At 53.5% G+C, this 21637-nt stretch carries 20 protein-coding genes; 9 read left to right on the top strand and 11 right to left on the bottom strand.

Annotated features, from left to right (window positions below; all coding sequences use genetic code 11):
• Positions 1–80: 80 nt before the first annotated feature.
• Entirely contained in the window at positions 81–773 is a 693-nt protein-coding gene (locus PCI15_RS10880; protein WP_271274360.1) for an outer membrane protein, read from the bottom strand.
• Between the two features lie 418 nt (positions 774–1191).
• Between PCI15_RS10880 and PCI15_RS10885 the strand changes: the two genes are divergently transcribed.
• The 6 genes from PCI15_RS10885 (at position 1192) to PCI15_RS10910 (ending at position 6677) form a co-directional block, all read left to right on the top strand.
• Positions 1192–2286: a TRAP transporter substrate-binding protein gene (locus PCI15_RS10885; RefSeq protein WP_271274361.1), complete on the top strand. Its 1095-nt coding sequence runs from the start codon at positions 1192–1194 to the stop codon at positions 2284–2286.
• A 63-nt stretch (positions 2287–2349) separates the two neighbouring features.
• Positions 2350–2886 (top strand): TRAP transporter small permease subunit, encoded by a 537-nt coding sequence (locus PCI15_RS10890; RefSeq protein WP_271274362.1) that lies wholly within the window; start codon positions 2350–2352, stop codon positions 2884–2886.
• Positions 2887–2898: 12 nt separating this feature from the next.
• A complete protein-coding gene (locus PCI15_RS10895; RefSeq protein ID WP_271274363.1) occupies positions 2899–4188 on the top strand; it encodes a TRAP transporter large permease in 1290 nt (429 codons plus the stop codon).
• A 128-nt stretch (positions 4189–4316) separates the two neighbouring features.
• Positions 4317–5681 (top strand): cache domain-containing protein, encoded by a 1365-nt coding sequence (locus tag PCI15_RS10900; RefSeq protein ID WP_271274364.1) that lies wholly within the window; start codon positions 4317–4319, stop codon positions 5679–5681.
• Positions 5682–5704: 23 nt separating this feature from the next.
• The gene (locus tag PCI15_RS10905) at positions 5705–6355 is read left to right on the top strand and encodes a response regulator transcription factor (RefSeq protein WP_271274365.1); all 651 of its coding nucleotides are present in this window, start codon (positions 5705–5707) and stop codon (positions 6353–6355) included.
• 37 nt (positions 6356–6392) lie between these two features.
• Entirely contained in the window at positions 6393–6677 is a 285-nt protein-coding gene (locus PCI15_RS10910) for a hypothetical protein (RefSeq protein WP_271274366.1), read from the top strand.
• A 32-nt stretch (positions 6678–6709) separates the two neighbouring features.
• On the opposite strand, the gene PCI15_RS10915 is transcribed toward PCI15_RS10910, so the two are convergent.
• Together PCI15_RS10915 and PCI15_RS10920 are read right to left on the bottom strand one after the other, a co-directional pair.
• Positions 6710–7147 carry a TrmO family methyltransferase domain-containing protein gene (locus tag PCI15_RS10915; RefSeq protein WP_271274367.1) on the bottom strand — a complete coding sequence of 146 codons (438 nt, stop codon included), beginning with the start codon at positions 7145–7147 and terminating at the stop codon, positions 6710–6712.
• Positions 7148–7157: 10 nt separating this feature from the next.
• Entirely contained in the window at positions 7158–8045 is an 888-nt protein-coding gene (locus PCI15_RS10920) for a DMT family transporter (protein ID WP_271274368.1), read from the bottom strand.
• A 105-nt stretch (positions 8046–8150) separates the two neighbouring features.
• On the opposite strand from PCI15_RS10920, the gene PCI15_RS10925 reads away from it, so the two are divergent.
• Positions 8151–8753 (top strand): TetR/AcrR family transcriptional regulator, encoded by a 603-nt coding sequence (locus tag PCI15_RS10925; RefSeq protein WP_271274369.1) that lies wholly within the window; start codon positions 8151–8153, stop codon positions 8751–8753.
• Between the two features lie 55 nt (positions 8754–8808).
• On the opposite strand, the gene PCI15_RS10930 is transcribed toward PCI15_RS10925, so the two are convergent.
• The 6 genes from PCI15_RS10930 to PCI15_RS10955 all read right to left on the bottom strand — a co-directional run bounded on the left by PCI15_RS10930 (position 8809) and on the right by PCI15_RS10955 (position 16798).
• Positions 8809–10638: an ABC transporter ATP-binding protein gene (locus PCI15_RS10930; RefSeq protein WP_271274370.1), complete on the bottom strand. Its 1830-nt coding sequence runs from the start codon at positions 10636–10638 to the stop codon at positions 8809–8811.
• 54 nt (positions 10639–10692) lie between these two features.
• A complete protein-coding gene (locus PCI15_RS10935; RefSeq protein WP_271274371.1) occupies positions 10693–11910 on the bottom strand; it encodes a bifunctional alpha/beta hydrolase/OsmC family protein in 1218 nt (405 codons plus the stop codon).
• Between the two features lie 198 nt (positions 11911–12108).
• Positions 12109–13695 (bottom strand): alkyl hydroperoxide reductase subunit F, encoded by a 1587-nt coding sequence (ahpF, locus tag PCI15_RS10940; protein WP_271274372.1) that lies wholly within the window; start codon positions 13693–13695, stop codon positions 12109–12111.
• A 109-nt stretch (positions 13696–13804) separates the two neighbouring features.
• Entirely contained in the window at positions 13805–14362 is a 558-nt protein-coding gene (gene ahpC, locus PCI15_RS10945; protein ID WP_446680453.1) for an alkyl hydroperoxide reductase subunit C, read from the bottom strand.
• Positions 14363–14622: 260 nt separating this feature from the next.
• Entirely contained in the window at positions 14623–15207 is a 585-nt protein-coding gene (locus tag PCI15_RS10950) for an SIS domain-containing protein (protein WP_271274374.1), read from the bottom strand.
• Positions 15208–15382: 175 nt separating this feature from the next.
• Positions 15383–16798 carry an aminotransferase-like domain-containing protein gene (locus PCI15_RS10955; protein WP_271274375.1) on the bottom strand — a complete coding sequence of 472 codons (1416 nt, stop codon included), beginning with the start codon at positions 16796–16798 and terminating at the stop codon, positions 15383–15385.
• A gap of 343 nt (positions 16799–17141) precedes the next feature.
• Here PCI15_RS10955 and PCI15_RS10960 point away from each other — a divergent pair, with 343 nt between their 5' ends.
• Complete coding sequence (locus PCI15_RS10960) at positions 17142–18041, top strand: DMT family transporter (RefSeq protein ID WP_271274376.1); 900 nt, start codon at positions 17142–17144, stop codon at positions 18039–18041.
• Between the two features lie 144 nt (positions 18042–18185).
• Here PCI15_RS10960 and PCI15_RS23785 read toward each other — a convergent pair whose 3' ends face one another.
• On the bottom strand, positions 18186–18530 hold the full coding sequence (locus PCI15_RS23785) for a DUF3592 domain-containing protein (RefSeq protein WP_446680452.1): 345 nt from the start codon (positions 18528–18530) through the stop codon (positions 18186–18188).
• Positions 18531–19201: 671 nt separating this feature from the next.
• Positions 19202–19987 (bottom strand): PhzF family protein, encoded by a 786-nt coding sequence (locus PCI15_RS10970; RefSeq protein ID WP_271274377.1) that lies wholly within the window; start codon positions 19985–19987, stop codon positions 19202–19204.
• A 188-nt stretch (positions 19988–20175) separates the two neighbouring features.
• Between PCI15_RS10970 and PCI15_RS10975 the strand changes: the two genes are divergently transcribed.
• On the top strand, positions 20176–21600 hold the full coding sequence (locus PCI15_RS10975; protein WP_271274378.1) for an aminotransferase-like domain-containing protein: 1425 nt from the start codon (positions 20176–20178) through the stop codon (positions 21598–21600).
• Positions 21601–21637 lie beyond the last annotated feature (37 nt).

A 21637-nucleotide genomic window follows, 5' to 3' on the forward strand; every position in this document is an offset into this window, starting at 1 on the left:
AAAGCGGTGCTGGCTTTTCGGCGTAAAGCCTTCGAGCCAGACCGCTTTGGGGACGTTCGCTGAATTGCTTAAAAGTCTGATCAGAAGTTGTAACGCAGGCCCAGACTGAAGGCGTCAAAGTCCAGGTCGCCGCTCTGGCGGGTGGTCTGGATGCCCCCCGGGCCACCGCCGAAACGGTCCAGGTCGATGTCATCGATCGCAACATAGCGATACTCTGCAAAACCGGTCAGCTGTTCGGTGAACTTCACGTCCAGACCTGCCTGAATCTGGTAGGCGAAGGCGCTGTCATTGTCATCGATATTAGCCACCGGGCCATAGCTGATGCTGCTGTCCACATCGGCATATCCGACACCGATCCCCAGATAGGGAGTAAAGGTTTCTGAGGGTGTGTTGAATTCCTGGGTGACGTTAAGAAACAGTGCCCGGGTCTCAAGGCTGCCGCCGACCGCCTGACCATTGGCAGGGAAGTTGTTGCCGTTGAAGTTAACGCTGTCGGTATCGTTATCGGTAGTCAGATATTCCGCTTCAATGCGGACGTTACCCAGGCTGTTGGCTTCATAGCTGTAGCCGCCGGCGATGCTGAAGGCGGTGTCTTTATCAAACTCTGCGGTGACATTGCGGCCGCTGCTGTTCAGTGACGTGTCGTCCACATCGGTACTCAGAATGCTGATTTCGCCGTACCAGCCGGAACCGGCCTGCGCTATCGGTGCGACGGCTGAAGCCGCCAGAATCATGCTTGCAACAAAACTGCGTTTAATAAATGTATTCTGCATTGGATCTTCCTGTCAGGCACCTGTGTCAGGTGTCTGTTTAATAGTGCTCATAAGGTGGATCAGGTTCACATCGCATTAATTTAATTGCGCACAATTAAATTGTAAGCAATAAGAGTGAGCATTTTGAAATAAGTTCACGGCAGCAGAAAATTATTTTCTACCGGGCAGGGCGGGCTGCAACAGGTACTACGTAAAACTACGTATGCAGGAGGGAAAATACGCAGGCAGGCTGCGTAGTTGTTCGTGGGTAGTTTCAGTTGCCGGGCTGCGAAGTATTGCGAATATTTAGCTTGTGGGAGCTTTGTCAGACTTGAGTCATGGGGGTTGCGCCTGTTTCCGGTGAGAAGCAGGGGCAGCTGTTCTTTGATGATCAGCGGCAATCCGGTGATACCGGTTTGCTGTGAGGATGATAATAACAATGCTAAACCTTAAAACTCTGAAGATTAAAGCGGCTAAGAAGCTGGCACTGGTAGCGACCTGTGCAGCGGTGCTGGCCAGCCCGGCCATGGCGGCGGATAAAGTATATCGCCTTAAACTGGCGGAAACCTGGCCGACTAACTTCCCGATTTTCGGCGATGCCACTAAGAACATGGCGGCGCTGGCTGAGAAAATGTCTGATGGCCGTCTGAAGATCACCATCGATTCCAAGAATAAGCACAAGGCACCTTTCGGTGTATTTGATATGGTGCGTTCCGGCCAGTATGACATGGGCCACTCAGCATCTTATTACTGGAAGGGTAAGGTGCCTAATACCCTGTATTTCACCACCATGCCTTTCGGTATGACGGCGCCTGAACAGTACGGCTGGTTCTACTATGGCGGCGGTCAGGAACTGATGGATGAGGTGTACGGCAAGTACAACCTGATGTCCTTCCCGGGCGGTAACACCGGTAACCAGATGGGTGGCTGGTTCCAGAAAGAGATTAATTCTCTGGAAGACCTGCAGGGTCTGAAGATGCGGATTCCGGGCTTTGCCGGCGAAGTTCTGGCCAAGCTGGGTGCCAAACCGACCAACATTCCTGCCGGCGAACTGTATACCGCGCTGGAGCGTCGCACCATTGATGCGCTGGAGTGGGTAGGTCCGTCGCTGGATTTACGTATGGGTTTCCACAAGATCGCCCCTTACTACTACACCGGCTGGCATGAGCCTGCAACTGAGTTGCAGTTCCTGATCAACAAGAAGAAGTTTGAGCGTCTGCCGGCTGATCTGCAGCAGATTCTGAAAACGGCCATGCGTACCGCGGCTTACGACATGTATATCCAGTCTTACCATGCATCAGCAGAAAACTGGGAAAACATGAAGAAAGAATTCCCGAACATTGAAGTGAAATCTTTCCCGCAGGACGTGGTAACGGCGATGCGTACGGCGAATGATGAGTTGCTGGCTGAGAAGGCTGCCGCTGATCCGCTGGCGAAGAAGATTCTGGACTCTCAGGCGGAGTACATGGGTAAAGCCCGCGCCTGGACCAATATTTCTGATAAGGCCTATCTGGACAGCGCCGCTGCGCAATAAGCATTTTCAGCTCAACTGGCCTGCGGACCTGGTCCGCAGGCTGTCAGAAAGTCAGGAGCAGTTATGCTGTTAGTCCGTCTTGAGCAGATCATCAACGGGTTTTCCGACCTGTTGGGCAAGGTATCTGCAATTCTCTTTGTCGCCATGCTGTTTAACGTCTTCTACGACGTCGTCATGCGCTATCTGTTTAACGATGTTTCCATTGGTATGCAGGAGCTTGAATGGCACCTGTACTCCGCTGTATTCCTTCTGGCGGTGCCATACACCCTGAAGGCCGGCGGCCATGTGCGGGTTGATCTGATCTACGAGCGCCGCAGCCCGGCAACCAAAGCACTGATTGATATGTTCGGTACGATGATTCTGCTGGTGCCTTTCTGTGCGCTGGTTGGCTGGTACGGTATCGGCTTTGCGTATGAAGCCTGGGAGCTGGGGGAGACCTCCGGAGATCCGGGTGGCCTGCCTTACCGTTGGGTTATCAAGGCGGTTATTCCGTTTGCATTTTTTGCCATGCTGATCAGCGGCATTGGCCTGTTTCTTAAATCACTTAACGTTCTGCTGGGCAACCGCCAGCCGGACGATTACCAGCCACCGCAGCATTAAGGAAGCATTATTATGATTGGTATAGTCATGTTTATTGTCGCCCTACTAATGCTGTTAGTGGGCTTCCCTGTGGCATTCACCTTTGGGGGTGCGGCACTGATTTTCGGGGTCTTTGCGGAAGGTCCTGAAATGTTTGCCTTCATGCCGTTCCGTATTCAGAGCATTATGGAAAATACGGTGCTGATGGCCGTTCCGTTATTTATTTTCATGGGCATCGTTCTGCAGAAGACCCGTCTTGCAGAGCAGCTGCTGGAATCCATGGGTAAGCTGTTTGGCGGTGTCCGTGGCGGTCTGGCGATTTCTACTGTGCTGGTGGGCGCGCTGCTGGCGGCCTCGACCGGTGTGGTGGGTGCGTCCGTGGTGGCAATGGGGCTTATTTCCCTGCCGGTGATGCTGAAGTACAAATACGACAAGTCGCTGGCCTGCGGTACTATTTGTGCTTCGGGTACCCTGGGGCAGATTATTCCGCCGTCGATTATCCTGATTATTCTCGGTGATGTACTGGGGATTCCGGTAGGGGATCTGTTTAAGGCCGCAGTGGGGCCGGGTCTGATCCTGATTGGCGTATACGTGCTGTATATCCTGATTTACACCTGGGTTAAGCCGGAAGTTGCGCCGGCATTGCCGCTGGATGACGACGTTGCCACTAAAGGTGAGCAGTACCGTAAAGCCCTGAAAGCGATTGTGCCGCCGCTGGCGCTGATTCTGGTGGTACTGGGGTCGATCTTTGCAGGCATCGCCACACCGACTGAGTCTTCTGCGCTGGGCGGTGTGGGTGCCATTGTGCTGGCGGCTCTGTACCGGCAGTTCAGCTGGAAGATGGTATACGATTCTGCACTGGAGACCGTCAAGGTGACTGCCATGGTGTTTGCCATTCTGTTGGGGGCGACAGCCTTCTCAATGGCGTTTACCTATACAGGCGGCGATTACATTGTTGAGGAAATACTGACTGATTTGCCAGGCGGAGCCACGGGCTTCCTGATTCTGTCGATGATTGCCATTCTGATTTTGGGCTTCTTTATCGATTTCGTCGAGATCAGCTTCATCATAGTGCCGATTCTGGCCCCGGTGGCGGATGCGCTGGGCATTGCGCCAGTATGGTTTGCCATTCTGATTGCTATGAACCTGCAAACCAGTTTCCTGACCCCGCCGTTTGGTTTCAGTCTCTTTTATCTGAAAGGCGTATCGCCACCTTCGATACGGACGGTGGATATTTATAAAGGGGTGATGCCGTTCATCCTGATGCAGGTAGCTGTGGTGATATCCATACTGCTGTTCCCGGAGTTTTACGGACTGACCTGATGGTTTGTCATTCGCCCGGTGTACGTAAAGTGCACCGGGCTTTTTTTATTTTACGGTATACTGCAGCTCATCAATGACATGCAGTTTTGTCACGGAAAACTGCCCAGAAGGGTATTGTAAGGCGTTCCATGAAACGTGTGATCAAGTCTTTAAAAACGAAAATCCTGCTGCTTTCCATCATCCCGCTGGTGCTGGTAACGGCGGCGATAACAGTGATCAGCCTGAGCCAGGCGAAGCAGTTGTCGGAACAGGAAATTCAGACCTTTGAGGAAAACCTGCTGCGTTCCAAGCGTCAGGAGCTACAGCATTATGTAGGGCTGGCGATGACCTCGATTTCGCATATTCTGGCGGATGCCGATACCATCGACAAATTTTCTGAAGCGCGGGTAAAGGCGATTCTTCACAGCCTTACCTATGGGGATGACGGTTACTTCTTCGTGTATGACATGCAGGGGCGGAGCCTGGTGCACCCGATACAACCTGAGCTGGTGGGGCAGAACCTGTATGATTTACGGGATACTTACGGAAATTTTGTCATCCGGGATTTGCTGACGCTGGCGGAAGAAGGGGGCGGTTTTTACCGCTACGTCTGGCGTAAGCCCTCCAAGGGCGGGCTGGAAGACAAATTGAGCTACGTGGTGCAAATTCCAAAAGTGAACTGGATGCTGGGTACCGGCCTGTATATTGATGATATCGCCAAAGAAGTTGCGGCCACCCGGGATAAGGTCACCGCGAATATTCGCAATACCTTTGTGACGGTGGTGATTATTCTGGCGGGTACTGTGGTCATTATTGCCTTGCTGGGGGTCGGCATTAATGTGCATGCTTCACAGCTGGCGGATACCCGGCTGCGGGAAGTGGCCCACAGTTATGTGCAGTCACAGGTCAGCCAGCGGCGTAATTTTGCCCGGGAGCTGCATGACGGCATCAATCAGTTAATGGTGTCGGTAAAGTTTCGCATTGAGCTGGCAAGGGATACGCTTGAACAGCCGGAACAGCGGGCACTTTCGGAGCTGGAAAAGGGCAGCGAAGTGCTGAATCAGGCGATTCAGGAAGTGCGGCGGATCTCTCATGACCTGCGGCCGATTCTGCTGGATGATCTGGGGCTGGAATCTGCCTTGCACAGTATGACGGATGATTTTGCCGAACGTACCGGCGTTACTGTGGATGTCAGCCTGGATTTACCGGTGCAGCGGTTGCCCGATGATATTGAGATTACCCTGTACCGGGTCACGCAGGAGGCGCTGACCAATGTGGAGCGTCACGCCAACGCCCGGCAGGTATGGCTGACGGTATGGCAGAAAGACAACATGGTTTGGGTTGAAGTCAAAGATGACGGGCAGGGGTTTAACTGTTCGGCGCAGGGCAGCGATGACTGCGGCATTGGCTTGATGAATATGCGGGAGCGTACCGAGATACTCAGTGGTGATTTCAGCGTGCGCAGTAAGCCGGGAATGGGTACCCGGGTGCGGGCCGGGCTCGCGCTGCTGTAGTCTCCTGTTAGGAAGGATATGAAATGAGTGACAGTAAAATCAGGGTGGTGCTGGTGGATGATCATCCGCTGGTACAGGAAGGCATTATTGCCCGGCTGGAAAATGAAGATTCACTGGAAGTGGTCGGTGCGGCTAATGACGGTCAGCAGGCGCTGGTACTGATTGCCGACACCAAACCTGACGTGGTGCTGATGGATATTTCCATGCCGGTGATGACCGGCTTTGAAGCCACCGAGCGATTACGGGTCGAGCAGCCGGATGTGCGGGTGCTGATCCTCAGTATGCATGAAAACCGCGAGTATATTCTCAAGCTGATTCAGTGCGGGGCAGCCGGCTATGTGCTGAAGGATGTGTCATCTGGCGAGCTGGTTACTGCTATTCAGACGGTACACCGTGGCGGAACCTATTTCAGTGCCGGTGCGTCTCAGTCGTTGTTTGGTCAGGGCGACGCGGCGATGTCTGCCGGTTCCGCTGAGGCGGAAATGCTCACTGGCCGGGAACAGGAGGTTCTGAAGTTGCTGGCGGAAGGTGCCAGTAACAAGGATGTGGCCCGGGCGCTGGATATTTCCGTCCGGACAGCGGAAACCCACCGGCAGAATATTAAAAATAAGCTAAAAATTCAGACATCTGCGGGCCTGGTGCGTTACGCAATTGAGCATAAGCTGATAGATTAGCGGACCGGCTCTGAGTAATAGACAGGTTGAGTGTTACATGGAAAACAACAAGAAACATCAGGCATATGCTGTTCTGGAAGACGGTCGCAAGATCGCCATTGATGCAAAGTCGCTGGTGATTGAGATGGCGTGTGGTGAAGCGGTTGAGATTGACTTAGACGTCGCGCCGTATCCCGGTGCCGGCCTTGCAGTTGCCACGCCACCCTACGCTGAAAGGGATCAGCGCCCGCCACTGGGCTGGCCAAGAATCGTAGTGCGCCCCGGTGCTGCCAATCTGCTGGAACTCTGTATTGAGTCCGCCACAGAAAAAGCCGAAGACTGATACTTCGGCTTTTTTGTTTCTGCTTTGCGGGGCTATCGCTCCGGTGTTTTACCGGCTTCCAGATAGATTGCCGGTTTAATGTCCAGCAGGCGGGTGTTGTTCAGGCAGTCCAGCCCGCGTACCGTAATTTCCCCGTTGTTTATCTCTTTAATGGGCAGTACTGCCGCACCGACAGGGTTAGGCCGGTGCGGTGTCCTCAGGGCAAAGGTGCCTGCAGGCATCGAATCAGCGTCATCGCAGCTTCCTGTACCGGCGAACCGGTAGGGCTGATTGACGGATTCATCCGGGTTCTGCAGCCAGTAGAGAATCAGAATTTCCTGCCCTTCATTCAGGCCGTTCAGCTCCCGGAGGTATTCAGGTTTTAACTTTAACTGGCAGGCAGGGCCCTCAGGCGAAATGTTGTTAGGGCAGGCCTCCAGCGTTTTGTACGGCGTGGCAATGTGGCCAATGAAGTTCAGTTGTCGGTTCATGTCTGTCTCCTTAGCGGCCTTCTTTTGCCGCTGACATGGCGTAAACCAGGATGGTGATCAGGATGACCGAGCCGCCGATGATGCTGGTGAAGGGTGGTACTTCGCCAAAGAAGCCAAATGCCCATAGTGGAGCAAATACCGCCTCAATCATCAGGATCATGCCGACTTCCGGTGCCGTGATGTAGCGGGTAGCCACCTGTGACAGCACCCGGCCAAACGGCGCAGTAAATAATCCCATTACAGCCATGATGATCCAGGTGCTGGTGCTGAAGGTTGAAGGGGTTGCCAGAAAGAACATCACAATTGCCAGGAACAGGCCGCCCAGACCGACGCTGGCCATGCGGCTGACCCCCTGATATTTGCGCAGCAGAGTTTGGTTCAGCGATAAGCATGTCACTGCAAACAGTGCCAGAACATCCCCCAGTAAGTTGCCGGATTCGAATGAGCCGGATACTACGATTGCGATGCCGATCATGACTGAGGCAATGGCGATCCACGTCGAGCGGCGGGTAACTTCACCGAGGAAGATCCGGCTGAAAACCGCCGCCAGTGCCGGCGCGGCACTGAGAATTACAAAGGTGTTGGCGATAGAAGTGTTTTTAATGCTCAGCACCAGTGCAGAGGCGCTGCCCAGCATCAGAATGCCGGATAACACAACTGGCCAGCCGCTTTCCTGAACCGCTTTAACTATACCCCGTTGATCCCGTAACTGGATGAATACCGGCATGGATACAGCTGTGAACAGGCCGAACAGAAAGGCGGTATCAAAACCGCTTACCCCTGAAAAACGGATAAATATCGGGTCGAAACTCATTAGCAGAGCACCGGCAAGGGCAATCAGTATGCCACTGGCGCGGGCGTTTCCTGCGGTAAATTTTTGGGTGAGGGAATGGTTCATTGTAATCTCCTGTAATAAATCATACTTGCCGGTATGATTTATTAAGATTGCAGGCTTGTCAAGAAAATCATACTATGGAGTATGATTTCTATCTGAGGCGGAATAATGGGAAAAATCGAACAGAATAAAGAGAAAAAACGCCGGCTGATTTTGCAGGCGGCTCAGGACGTGTTTCTGTCTGAGGGATTTGTGCAGGCGGGCATGGACAAAATTGCCGCTCAGGCACAGGTGACCAAGCAGACGGTTTACCGGTATTTCCCGTCTAAAACTGAATTGTTTAAGGCGACGTTGCAGTACATGGGGGAAAGTTCAGAGCCGGATGTGATGGCCCATCTTGCGGATCCGGACACGGAGCAGGCGCTGCATAATTTTGCGCTGGGGTTTCTGCGCTTTCATATGACCGAGGTGCATCTGGCGACTTTCAGGCTGCTGGTGGCCGAAGGGGGCAAGGCCCCGGAGATGACTGCGACTTTCCGTGAGGTTGGCCCGGATGATACTGCCGCCAGGCTGGAAGCGTTTTTCAGAGAACGGATGGCACTCCGGGATGCTAAAACGGTTATCCGCCTGTGGACCGGTATGCTGCTGTCACTAAGAGGGGGGGTGCTGATGGGGATGGCGCGTCCGGATGCTGCTGAAATTGAACAGCATGCCCGCAACGCGACGGAGTTTATGCTTGCCGCAGTGGCGGCTGAGCGGGCCGGAAGCTGACTGCTGTTTGCTGATAAGAACCTGCTGACGGCTGTCAGCAGGCACGCAGCCGATATCAGGCTTCGCCGAGGAAGTCGCCGCTCTGATGTGCCCATAGCTGGGCGTAGATGCCGCCTTTATCCAGCAGCTCCTGATGGTTACCTTCTTCAACAATCCGGCCTTTATCCAGCACGATGAGGCGGTCCATTGCCGCGATCGTCGACAGGCGGTGGGCAATGGCGATAACGGTTTTGTTTTCCATCAGGCGAGTCAGGTTTTGCTGAATGGCGGCTTCCACTTCTGAGTCCAGCGCGGAGGTGGCTTCGTCCAGCAGCAGGATAGGCGCATCTTTCAGCAATACCCGGGCAATGGCGATGCGCTGGCGCTGGCCGCCGGAGAGTTTAACACCCCGTTCGCCGACCTGTGCATCGTAGCCGGTACCACCTTTCGGATCGCTGAGGCTGTCGATAAACTGGTCTGCCTGCGCCTGAACGGTGGCCGAGCGCATATCCTCTTCACTGGCGTCCGGGCGGCCATACATGATGTTTTCCCGGATGCTTCGGTGCAGCAGGGAGGTATCCTGAGTCACCATACCCAGATGGCTGCGCAGGCTTTCCTGATTGACGGCAGCAATGTCGGTGCCGTCGATGGTGATCTTGCCGGTGTTGAGATCGTAAAACCGCATCAGCAGGTTAACCAGGGTGGATTTACCGGCCCCTGAGCGGCCCACCAGACCGACTTTTTCGCCAGGTTTTATGCGCAGGTTCATCGCTTCAATTAAGGGGATTTCTTCGCCGTAATTGAAGCTGATGTTATCAAAGTGGATTTCGCCCTTGCTCACCTGCAGTGCCGGCGCATCGGGTTTGTCCTGAACGCTTTGTGGCTGGGCCAGGCTGGACATGCCATCGGCAACAGTACCGATGTTCTCGAACAGGTTACTGACCTCCCACATGATCCACTGGGACATGCCGTTGAGCCGCAGTGCAAGACTGACCGCGATGGCAATCGCGCCGGCGGTTATGGCGTTGTCATTCCACAGATACAGCGACAGAGCAGTGATGCTGAAGACCAGAAAATAGTTGTTAAGCTGTACCAGAACGTTCAGCTTGGTGACCAGTCGCATTTGCCGGTAAACCGTATCCAGAAAGCCCTGCATGCTGTCTCTGGCATAGGCTTCTTCCCGGTCGGTATGGGAGAAGAGTTTCACGGTAGCGATGTTGGTATAGCTGTCGACCACGGCACCGGTCATCATCGAGCGGGCGTCTGCCTGTTCCGTGGAAACCTTCTGTAAGCGGGGCAGAAAATACTTCTGAATCGCCACATAGCACGCCAGCCACAGCATCATCGGCAACAGCAGTAACAGGTCTGCCTGGGCGATGAGCACCATCAGTGACGTGAAGTAAACTATAATATAAACAAAGACATCCAGAACTTTTGTAATGCTTTCTCTTAATGCCAGCGAGGTTTGCATTACCTTAGTGGCAATGCGGCCGGCGAAGTCATTCTGATAAAACGCCATGCTCTGTTTAAGCAGGTAGCGGTGCATGGACCAGCGGATGGCCATCGGATAATTGCCGAGAATGCCCTGATGGATAATCGCTGAATGGAAGAACACCAGCAGGGGTAACACCACCATCAGCAGTACGGCCATCAGGGTCAGATGGGTGCCGTGCTCGGCGAGAATTTCGGGGGTGCTTTTAGTGGCGATCCAGTCGACCAGATCCCCCATAAAGCCAAACAGGATCACTTCACTGATGGCCAGTGAAGCGGTCAGTAATGTCATCAGCAGCAGCTGAGGTTCAGCACCGCGGGTGTAGTAACGGCAAAAGGCAAACAGCTTGTCAGGCGGTTGCCGGTCGCCATGATCGGGAAAGGGAGCGATCAGTCCTTCGAAAAACTTCAGCACAGAGTGTAGCCTGTAAAAAATGTCTGATTAGAGGCGGCTCTGCACTGAGAGCCGTCATTCCACGAGCGCAGATGTTATGCGAATCGGGCCTTCAAGGGTACGGTGAACCGGGCATTTATCAGCAATTTCCAGCAACCGCTGTCGCTGTTCCGGGGTCAGGTCGCCCTTAAGGTCGATCAAACGTTCGATGACATCAATACGCGGGTTGTTTTCATCTGCCGCCTGGCAGTCGCTGCAATGCTGGCGGTGGTGCTTGAGGCTGACGTTTACGGCGTCCAGCGGCAGATTTTTGTGATTGGCGTACATGCGTATTGTCATCGACGTGCAACTGCCAAGCGCCGATAATAATTGTTCGTAAGGGTCAGGGCCAGCATTACCGCCACCAACATTTACCGGTTCGTCGCTTAACCACTGGTGATGGTCGGTTTGAACCACCCGCAGAAACTGTTTATTGCCTTCATAAATCACGACTTCGCCTTTCTCTGGCGGTGTCGTCGGAGTCTCAGGTAAAGGGGCTGTGTCCAGGTATTTTTCTGACCAGCTGCTGATGATGGATGCCGCATAGGCGGCGTCGGCTTTGTTAGTCAGCAGGTGGTCTGCTGTATCCAGAGTGATGAAGCTCTTCGGGTGTTTGGCCCGGCGGTAGATATGCTCTGCCTGTTGGATGGATACGGTGGCATCCAGCGGCGAGTGCATGACCAGTAGGGGGACGCGCAGCTGTTCAATGTCATCGTTGGTGTTGCGGATATCGTCGAGGAACTGTTTTTCAATGGTAAAGTTGCGACCGCCGAGGCTGACGTCGGCTTTGCCCCGGGTATCTATTTCTTCAACATGGGCGGAAAACTGTTTTTCCACGTGGGCAGCATCTGCCGGTGCGCCGATGGTGGCCACGGCAGCAACTTCCGGAATCCGGTTAGCGGCGGATAAGACCGCCCGGCCGCCCAGGCTGTGGCCGATCAGCAGTGCAGGTGCCTGATGATTTTCGCGCAGGTAATCCGCAGCGGCGATGAGATCATCTACATTGGATGAAAAATTGGTGTTGGAGAAATCCCCGCCACTGCCGCCAAGGCCGGTGAAGTCAAAACGCAGCACTGAAAAGCCCAGTGCTACCAGGCTCTGGGAAATCCGTGTGGCGGCGAGGACATTTTTACCGCAGGTGAAACAGTGGGCAAACAGGGCGCAGCCCCGGGAATTTACTTCGGGTGTTTCAAGTAATCCGGCCAGTTGATGGCCGTTACTGGTGAACGTGACTTTCTGGCGTTGGGCAGGCATGTGTAATTCCTTATCAGTCAGACCGTTTAGAGTATGACCGGTTTTGTTGAATGTTGTTCCTGTGCTGCAGTCAAGAGAGGCGCTCATCCGGTGAGCTTTTTTAGGGGGGGGTTATATGGATAAAGGATCTCCCACCCACAGGCCCATGGCCGTGGTAACCCGTGAGCAGGAGAAAACCGTTTGCAGGCCGTTCGTCAATCAGGCGACTGCTTCCAGTTCCTGATCTGCGCTGCTGCGGATCAGGTGGTCAAACGCGCCGAGTGAGGCCGTTGCACCGGAGCCCATTGCAATGATGATTTGCTTGTAGGCGGAGTCGGTTACATCGCCGGCGGCAAAAACGCCCGGAACAGAGGTCTGGCCCCGGTTGTCGACGGGAATTTCGCCTCTGTCAGTCAGGGCAATGCTGTCGCCCAGCCATTCGGTGTTCGGCATCAGGCCGATCTGTACGAAGATGCCGGCAAGGTTCAGCTGGTTCAGCTGGCCGTTGGTGCGGTCTTCCCAGGTCAGTCCGGTTACCCGGTTGCCGTCACCCAGTACTTCGGTAGTCATAGCGCTGCTGATAATCTCGATATTCGCCATTGAACGGGCCTTGCGTTGCAGTACTTCATCGGCACGCAGGGTGTCGGCAAATTCCAGCACGGTGACGTGCTCAACAATGCCCGCCAGATCGATTGCCGCTTCAATGCCTGAGTTACCGCCGCCAATGACGGCGACCTTTTTGCCTTTAAACAGCGGGCCGTCGCAGTGCGGGCAGTAAGCAACCCCTTTACCGCGGTAGGTCTGCTCGCCGGGGACGTTCATTTCTCTCCAGCGTGCGCCGGTGGAAATAATCACCGATTTGCTCTGCAGGCTGGCGCCGTTTTTCAGCTCAACGCTGATGCCGTTTGTGTCCTTTGTCAGGCCGCTTGCCAACTGGCCGGTCATAATGTCGACTTCGTAATCTTTAACGTGTGCTTCAAGGTTGGCAACCAGTTTAGGCCCTTCGGTCTCGCTGACGGATATGAAGTTTTCAATGGCCATGGTATCCAGCACCTGGCCGCCGAAACGGTCTGCCACGATGCCGGTGCGGATGCCTTTGCGGGCCGCGTATATGGCTGCGGATGCGCCTGCCGGGCCGCCGCCGACGATCAGCACGTCGTAAGGGGCTTTTGCGTTCAGGGCATCGGCCTGTTTTTCTGCGGCGGCATCATCCAACTGGTCGACAACTTCCTGCACCGTCATGCGGCCCTGGCCGAACAGCTCGCCGTTCAGGTAAATACTGGGGACGGCCATGACGTTTTTACTGTCGACTTCCTGCTGGAAGAGCGCGCCGTCGATCATGGTGTGTTTTATATTCGGATTCAGCAGGGCCATCAGGTTGAGTGCCTGTACCGTTTCCGGGCAGCTCTGGCACGACAGGGAAACATAGGTTTCAAAGTTGCGTTCCCCGGGCAGGTTCCGAATCTGCTCCAGCAGTGCTTCATCCACTTTTGGTGGGTGGCCGCCGGCATAGAGCAGCGCCAGTACCAGCGAGTTAAATTCGTGGCCCATGGGTACGCCTGCGAATGTTACCCGCGGGGCTTCACCGGTCAGCGCAATGCTCATGCTGGGGGTGCGGTCCTGTGCAATCGCTTCCTGCAGCGTGATATGTTCAGAGAGGCTGCTGATTTCAGTGGCCAGTGTCAGTAATTCCTGAGATTTAGCCTGACGTTCCGGGGAGGTATCGGTGGCAACCGTAATCTCAATGGGACGCACGATGTTTTGCAGGTAAGTGTTTAGCTGTGATTTGAGATTTGCATCTAACATGTGTGATTCCTTTTCCGGTCTGACTGAGACCCTGTGCAAAGTGATATCCTGATGAAAATATGGTTCTCAAGAGTGCCGCTTTATGCGGCACTGTGAGTGGTTCTGCGGCTCAGATTTTGCCGACCAGATCCAGTGAAGGAGCCAGGGTGGCTTCGCCTTCTTTCCATTTAGCCGGGCATACTTCACCCGGGTGTGCAGCGATGTACTGCGCGGCTTTGATCTTGCGCAGCAATTCGGAGGCATCGCGACCGATCGCACCGGCATTGATTTCGATGATCTGAATCTTGCCTTCCGGGTTGATCACGAAGGTGCCACGCTCAGCCAGGCCGTCTGCTTCGATCATTACCCCGAAGTTACGGGTGATGGTGCCGGTCGGGTCACCGATCATCGGGTAGTTGATCTTACGAATGCTGTCGGATGTGTCGTGCCATGCTTTGTGGGTGAAGTGTGTGTCGGTTGAGACTGAGTACACTTCAACGCCCATGCTTTGCAGTTCAGCGTAGTGGTCTGCTAAATCTTCCAGTTCCGTTGGGCATACAAATGTAAAGTCGGCCGGGTAGAAGAACACCACAGACCATTTGCCTTTCAGGTCAGCGTCGGATACCGGTACAAATTCACCAGCTTTGAAGGCTGTTGCCTGGAAAGGTTTTACTTCTGTATTGATCAGCGAGTGGGACATGTAACTCTCCTTAAAGTGTGCAATTGGTTTGCTGTTTCGTAACGCTGGAGAGATATTAAGAAATTATATTAATTAATTATAATTGATAGTTTCTACGATTTTCATAGATTTTTATAATCGTAACTTATTGATAAATAACGACTATTGGTTCGATAGGGAAAAGCTAATTCAGAAGAGCTGTAGTCGCGCTGAGGTATCAGAGGAATGAGGCCGGCAGATGGCCGGCAGATGGCCGGCCTGGAAGCGGGTCAGTAATTTTCCGGGAAGAGTGTCCGTTCGGTGAGTTCGATGAATATATGCAGCACTTTAATATGCAGTTCCTGCACCCGGTCAGCATAGTTGCCGGCGGGTGTGCAGATGCAGAGATCGGCCATGGACTGAAGGGCAGAGTCAGGTTTTCCCGTCAGTACAATGCTGCGTATGCCTTCGTTACGTGCAGCTTCGACTGCCTTGATGATGTTTTTGCTGCTGCCGCTGGTGCTCAGTGCAATCAGCAGGTCTTTTGGGTTGCCGTGGCTTTCAAGGTAGCGGGAGAAAATGTAGTCATAGCCGAAATCGTTTGCCACGCAGCTGATATGTGACGGGTCGCTGATGGCAACCGCAGCAACCCCTTTGCGGGTGTTTCGGTAGCGGCCGGTCAGTTCTTCGGCGAAGTGCATCGCATCACACATTGAGCCGCCATTCCCGCAGGAGAATACCCGACCGCCATTACGCACGGACGAAACAATCCAGTCTGCACCGGTGGCTATTTTCTGTAATGTATCAGGTGAGTTGATCAGGTTTTCAAGCCCTTCGCGGGCCTCATGCAGGCTGGCGGTGATGTGTTCATTCATTGATGCGCGTCTCAGTCCATTTACGTGTTGCCTGAACAATACGCTTAAACGCTGGAAAAAACAGCTATTGGTATGAGAAGTGATATTCAGAGCTGTGTTGCTCTGAGTAGGGGGAGGGGCAGGCAACGGCGTGATGCCGGTTGCCTGCAAAATATCTGTTACCTGTGAAGGGTATTCAGATGATGCTCCAGTCGGCGTCCTGTCCGGAATCTTCCAGGCACTCCCGGATGATTTCCAGTCCCCGGACGAAGTCACCGGTATTGACTGAGCCGGCCAGGCTGATGCGGATTGCGTGCGCCGGCGGCGTGCTGTCCATACAGAATGCTTTGGATGGGGCAATTTCTACATGATGGTTTTTCAGGCTGCCGGCCAGGCGGTCGGCGTCAATATGCTCCGGCAGTGCCAGCCAGATATGATAGCCCGGGGCGCTGCCGCTGATGCTGTAGTTGCCGAGTATTTTGTGGCACAGGTGGAAGCGGTTTTCCAGTTCGGCAATCTGCTTGTCCAGTAGGCGCTTTGCGGCGCCGTGCAGAATCATGTCGCAGGCGAGGCTGCTGAGGAAGGGGGATACCATCCAGTACTGGCTTTGCTGGGCGACCACCATTTTACGGTAATTACGGCCCGACGCGAGCAGTGAACCCAGCCGTAATCCGCCGGCCAGAATCTTGGAAAAGCTGAACAGATAAATACAGTGCCCGGGTGCCAGTGAGTACAGAGAAGGCAGGCCGTTCTGCGGCATGTGCAGGGCGCCGTCTTCAATGATCAGAAAGTTGTGCTCCCGGGCCAGCTCAGCCAGGCGTTCCCGGCGGGGCAGGCTCATGACTGCTGCGGTTGGGTTGTCATATTCAGGGGTGACGTATACGGCGCTGACGGTTTGTTGTGCGAGCAGTGATTCAAGGTCGTCGGTGTTTAAGCCGTCTGCGTCCTGGCTGACGGTCATCAGCGTGCGACCCAGAAGATGGCTGGCCTGTTTGACGCCGGGGTAGGCCTGCTGACCGGTGACAATAACGTCTCCGGTATTCAGCAGGTATTGCAGTATCAGGTGCAGGCCCTGCTGTGCGCCGGATGTCAGCAGCATCTCGTGTGTGCTGGCGGGAATGCCCAGTTCATTCATAAAGCGGGCGATGATTTCCAGTTGCGGCTGGATAATGTGTTCCGGTGCCTGATAGCTGGTCATCAGGTTGAGCCGCTGTGTCTGATGTGAAAGCCGGCCCATGGCATTGCTCAGTTCTGTGCCGCGCTCATCTAATAGCAGTTGTTCATTCAGGCTTAAATCAATTGTGTTGCTATTGGGTGGTATAAAGGTCTCGCTGAGTGTGGATTCAGCGTTACCGGCCTGACGCCATTTAACGTAGGTGCCGCTGCCTACCCGCGAGTAGACCAGCTGCCGGCTTTCCAGTTCTGAGTAGGCTTTCTTAACAGTATCAAGTGCCACGCCAAGGTGTTCGGCCAGTAATCGCAGGGCTGGCAGGCGCTCGTTGTAAATGTACTCATTATTTTTGATCAGCGCTTCAAACTGATTGGCGACAGCCATATAGATGGGGTAGGTGTTATTTGGGGCGATCGCGATCTTATCAATTTTGTTTATCATGATTGTGTTGCTTTTGTTATTATTTGTATGCATTATGCCTGAATTGTGTTGCTTTGGTATGCTTGTGCTGCAAACGTAATGCATAGCGCCGGATGACATCTATACGGGGTACGGCTTCACATGTCTGTCGGCGCACAGAACTGTGTTACTCAGTATAGAGTTAAAAGAAGGCCTGAGAGTTTCGCCTTCTGTATCCGCCTCATAGTAACAAAGAGACTCACAGAATTCATTGCGGCAACCGCCTGTGATTCTGTCAGTTAATTTTAATGACAGTCCATAAGTCTGAAGGGTTATACCCTACTCTGAATCCGGCTTCTCTGGCATAAATCAAATATAGGTCAAAATGATTAATTCACGCATGGCAGGCGGGGTGCTGGCGACCCTGGCGGCACTTTTCAACGGCACCGTCGGGGTTATCAGCGTTAACCTGTTTGCAACCGGGTTATCTGCACAGGCGGTGGCTTTCTATAAATGTTTATTGGCACTTGCAGTGCTGGGGGCCGTGTTGCTGGTCAGCGGCCAGTGGCCGGCGGTGATCCGTTATCTGCAGGCTAAGTGGCGACAGGCGGCTGCCTGTGCGTTTTTCGGCTTTTTCATGCTCTATAACTTCGAAACCGCTGCGTATCAGTATGTCAATGTGGCAGTGGTGGTGTTCTGTCTGTTTGGTACCTCCACAGTCACGACGTTTATCTTCAGTGCCGTGCTTGAAAAGCGGGGTCTGCGTGCTGCTGATGTGTTTTCTGTGGGGGTATCGCTGCTTGGGCTGTCGCTGATCTTTCTGGATGTGGGCAGTGTCGGAGCAGGCAGTTATGCCGGGATTGGCTACGGGGTGCTGTCTGGCGTCGGTTACGGAGTGTTTCTGGTGTTATCAAAGCGCTTTGAGCTGGGGGGCGGGCTGATCGCGGTATTCGCCCTGTTGCTGTTTGGGGTGGCTTATCTAGCGGTTCCCTTTGCTCTGGCAGGTCTGAGCGTGCCAACGGCTGACAGCCTGCCTGTTCTGTTGTTGCTGGCAGTGTTGCCAACCATTGGCGGTTTCTGGTGTACCGTGAAAGCGCTGACTTTGCTGAACAGCCAGTCTGTGCAACTGATCGAACTGACTGAGCCGGTGTTTGCCATGGTGATCGGTTTTATTGTGCTGGGGCAGGTGACTACACTGCTTCAGGCATTTGGCGGCGGGCTGATTTTACTGGCGATTGCCGTTCATGAATGGTTACAGCGCAGGGCTGAGCCGGCTGCCAGTTGATACTTGCTGGTCACCGGGTGCGTCCTTCCGGTCAACAATAAGCAGTATGCGGGGTATAAGCTGATGTGTTTTAGTTGGCAGCAGGCTGAGCGTCGTACCTTGCTGCTTAGTAAAGCCAGGAACTAGGTGCATGATTGTTTAGCTTCAGGAAGCGATCAGTCTGATAGCATTTAGCAGGAAAAACAGAGCAAGTGCTCTGTATATCCAGTAAGACCAGAATCCACTCATTGCGTCCTGATGTTCTGTGACAGCCTGTTCCGGGGCGGTCTGGTTGTAGTAAACCGTGACGGTATCGCCGGCCCGGTAATTCCGGTTTATATAATCCGTCAGTAACTGATCTTTATAGACCGTTGAATATATGCCGTGCCTGTTGACTGAGTAGACAGTTGTATCCGCACCCAGCCAGGGCCTGCTGCCCAGATACTCTTTTCCTTCTGCGTAATAGCGAAAGTGTATTCGGGGCTGAATGCCTGTTTTTTTAAGAAACAACAGGTGTGTTTCAGCCGGTACTACTGCTATCTGAGTGATCGTGCCCTGTGTTGTTGGCCAGTCCTGTGCTGAAAAATAATTTAAAGTGTCCGAAAGTCGCATATCAACGATCGAGAATATATAAAATGCGGCCATCATGTTTATCAGGACAGATATTAAGTGATTCCCCTTGTGCGATCTGCTCATGCTTATCTGCTCTGGACTGACAGGGTTGGTGTGGACGGTAAAGGCTGTGTGCCGGGTGTTCACGGGAGCTTCTGTTAACTCAGACCGGCGTTTAATACGCCAGTAACATCCCGTGTCTATTGGAAAAACAGGGATTCAGGAGGCTGGAATCCGGGGGGTATAGTGTCTGATCAGACACTTTGCTGCATCGTCAAACCTTTCGTTTTATGAAATAGCATTGCGGTTGTTACGCTGGGGTAAGTGTTAATAGGGCAGTTAAGCTGTAACCCGCTGTGGCTTGATTAAATCTGCCAGTAACAGTGTCTTTTTGGTGTCATTACCAGCATTAATGCTTCAGCGTCGGTTTGATTGCCGTCGGTATTTTCAGGTAGCGGGTTCAGAGTCGCGAATAGTCTGTATGAGCATCTGCTGATGCTTTTAGCTCCGACAGCCAGATTATGTTCATGAAGGTGGAGGTGGCCGGAGCTTTCGCCCCGGCTGCGTGTTCAAAGGTAGATTTCACCCTGCATAAACAGCACCGCTGTGCCGCTCATGATGACCCGTTCTCCCTGATGCTGGCAGTAAAGAGTACCGCCGCGGGGAGAAAGCTGCCGGGCGAACAGGGTATTTTTTTCCAGCCGTTCCGCCCAGAAAGGGATCAGTGTGCAGTGGGCTGAACCGGTGACCGGGTCTTCCGGAATGCCTGCCAGTGGGGCAAAGAAGCGGGATACAAAGTCTGCTTCATCTCCTTTGGCGGTGGTAATTACGGCAAAATGGCTGGTCAGTTCCTTAAATGCCAGCAGATCGGGTTCCAGTGCCAGAATGTCCGCTTCGTTTTCATAGACCAGCATCAGGTCGCGGGACTGCCATGCTTCTGTAGGGGCTTTGCCCATGGCGTTGATGGCGGCCTGGGTGATTTCTGCAGGGGTCGGCTTTCTGGCCGGGAAGTCCAGGCTCAGGCGGTCTTCCGCTTCCCGGTTGACTGTCAGAATGCCGCTTTTTGTGCTGAAACTGACCCGTTGCAGGTTTGGCGCAACGAAGCGGAAGATAATATAGGCTGCTGCCAGTGTTGCATGGCCACACAGGTCTATTTCTACGGCTGGTGTGAACCAGCGTAACTCATAGCCGTTTTCTGTGGTAACGATGTAAGCGGTTTCTGCCAGATTATTTTCGGCGGCAATTTTTTGTAACAGTTCATCTTCAGGCCAGTTTTCCAGCATGCATACCGCGGCCGGGTTGCCGCCGAACAGAGTGTCTGTAAACGCATCGACCTGATAAACCGGGATTTTCATTGTTTTATTCCTTTGATCGCATAAGTGATGTTTGAGTGTGGGAAGCCAGGCAAGGCGTGGCTTCTGCTGTATGAAAAGTATATTTGGGGTATAGTGTTTCAATACAGATTTAGATAATTATTTTTTGAGCAGTACAGTTTTTGCATAATACAAAACTGTATTGGGTTTTGCTTCGGGAACTGTACTGTATGGCGTTATACCGGGAAGTGGCTGGCCGTATTCAGCAACAGATAGACAGTGGGCTGTTCAGTGTCGGGGAGCGGTTGCCGGGGGTGCGAAAGCTCAGCCAGAGTATGGATGTCAGTGTGTCCACTGTGGTTCAGGCACAGCGCTTACTGGAAGATAACGGCGTCATTGCGGCGCGGCCGCGTTCGGGTTTCTATGTGTGTCAGCCCTCAATGCCTGAAACTGCATTGCCGGCGGCGGGGGTGTCAGCGGTTCAGCCGGTACCGGTGACTACCGGTGAGGTGACCCTGTTTCTGGGACAGCTGAGTCAGCAAAAAGACTGTACCCAGCTGGGGTTTGCCATTCCGCATACCGACTTTTTACCTATGCGGGCGTTGCAAAAGTCCCTTGGCTTAGCTGTGCGTCAGTTTGATGAACGGGCAGCGGGTTACACCTCGCCAGGCGGTAATGAGGCGCTGAAGCAGCAGATTGCCCGGCGAATGCGTTTTGCCGGCAGCGAGGTGGACAACGAAGATATTCTGATTACCGGCGGTGCGCAGGAGGCCTTAACACTGGCGTTACGCAGCATTGCTGAGCCGGGGGATGTAATCGCCATAGAGTCGCCCACTTACTATGGGTTGTTACAGGCAGTCGAGTCACTCGGTATGAAAGCCATTGAGGTGGCGACTGATCCCGTTGAAGGTATCAGTTTACCGGCGCTGGAAATGGCAGCCCGACAATGGCCCGTAAAAGCCTGTTTGCTGATGCCGAATTTCCAGAATCCGCTGGGTGCCAGACTCAGTGATGATAATAAAGACAAAATTATCCGTCTGGCTGAACGCTATGATTTTATGCTCATTGAGGATGATATTTACGGTGAGCTGAGTCAGACAGATCAGCGCCCCTGCAGCCTGCACAGTTATGATGATTGTGGTAGGGTGATTTATTACAGTTCATTTTCCAAAACGGTATCTCCCGGGCTGAGGATCGGCTGGCTGATCTGCCCGCCGGCACTGCGGTTACGACTGCAACACCTTAAGCAGATACTGAACCTGTCCAGTAATTCGCTGGCTCAGCTGGCGCTGACGGATTACCTGCAGGACGGCGGTTATGAGCGGCACTTGCGTGAAGTGCGGCTGCGTTACCGGGAGCAGATTCAGCGAATCAGTCAGGCGGTGATCCGTTATTTTCCGGAAGGTACGCGGATCAGTCAGCCCTGTGGTGGTTATGTGCTCTGGGTTGAGCTGGTAAGAGACTTTGATACCCTGGCGCTGTGCCAGCGGCTGTTTGAGCTGAATATCAGTATTGCACCGGGCCAGCTGTTCTCTGCCAATAAGCAGTACCTGAACTGTTTACGGCTTAACTGTGCGCAGCCGTGGAATGCTGCGCTGGATCAGGCACTGTTCTGCATCGGCCGTGAGGCAGAAAAATTGCTTGGTAACGGCTAACGCGGTTTGTCAGCGGAGCTGTTTTACCTCTTTGCCT

Origin of the sequence: Aliamphritea hakodatensis (assembly GCF_024347195.1) — a bacterium.
Lineage (GTDB): Bacteria > Pseudomonadota > Gammaproteobacteria > Pseudomonadales > Balneatricaceae > Amphritea > Amphritea hakodatensis.